Origin of the sequence: Mesorhizobium sp. M7A.F.Ca.CA.003.01.2.1 (assembly GCF_003998945.1) — a bacterium.
Lineage (GTDB): Bacteria > Pseudomonadota > Alphaproteobacteria > Rhizobiales > Rhizobiaceae > Mesorhizobium > Mesorhizobium ciceri.
This window is the reverse complement of sequence record NZ_RZRA01001389.1, coordinates 1-966: the sequence shown is the minus strand read 5'-3', so window position 1 is coordinate 966 and position 966 is coordinate 1. Positions and strand designations below refer to the sequence as shown.

Annotated in this window: 2 protein-coding genes; both read right to left on the bottom strand. The window is 64.0% G+C overall.

The genetic code is table 11. The annotated features are described in order from the left end of the window. Nucleotides 1-648, bottom strand: a 648-nt coding sequence (locus EN969_RS32890) for a Mur ligase domain-containing protein (protein ID WP_245467634.1), incomplete at its 3' end; no start/stop codon positions are given. Then, on the bottom strand, nt 645-966 hold a 322-nt coding region (locus tag EN969_RS32885; RefSeq protein ID WP_281060056.1), incomplete at its 5' end, for a glycosyltransferase. The genes EN969_RS32890 and EN969_RS32885, both read right to left, overlap by 4 nt.

Genomic DNA, 966 nt, shown 5'->3' with positions numbered 1-966 from the left:
CATCACGCCAAAACCGTAGAACGGAACGTTCTCGACAAACTGGCGGAACGCCTCGCGCACCTTGTCGAAGCTGCCATAGTGGTCAAGATGCTCGGGGTCGATGTTGGTGACGACCGCGATCTCGGCCGGCAGTTTCAGGAAGGTGCCGTCGCTCTCGTCGGCCTCGACCACCATCCATTCGCCGTCGCCCATGCGGGCGTTGGTGCCGTAGGCATTGATGATGCCGCCATTGATCACGGTCGGATCGAGCCCGCCCGCATCGAGCAAGGTCGCCACCATCGAGGTCGTCGTCGTCTTGCCATGCGTGCCGCCGATCGCCACCGCCTGGCGAAAGCGCATCAGTTCGGCCAGCATCTCGGCCCGGCGCACGATCGGCAGCAGCTTTTCGCGCGCGGCCTTCAGCTCAGGGTTGGATTTCTTGATCGCCGTCGAGACGACCACCACCTCGGCATCGCCGAGATTCTCGGCCCTATGGCCGACGAAGCATTCGATGCCCTTGTCGCGCAGCCGCTGCACATTGGCGCTTTCGGCCTGGTCGGACCCTTGCACCTTGTAGCCGAGATTGTGCAGCACTTCGGCAATGCCGCTCATGTCGATGCCGCCAATGCCGATGAAATGCACAAGGCCGATGGTCTGCGGCATCTTCATGCTTGCGTCCCCTTCCTGAAATCCGAAACGGTTTTTTTGGACGCAATAGCCTCTGTAAGATCGGCGAGCAACCGTGCCGCGTCCGGCCTGCCGGCCGATTTCGCACCCGCCGCCATTGCCGTCAGCCGATCGGGGTCGTCCATCAGCCCGCCGACAAGCGCTGCGATGCGTTCGGACGAGAGCGAGGATTGCGGATGCACTTCGCCGCCGTCGGCAGCGGCAAGGGCCGCCGCGTTCGCCGCCTGATCGTGATCGAGCGCATGGGGGTAAGGCACCAGCAGCGCCGGCCGGCCGATGACGGCGATCTCCGAGACGGTC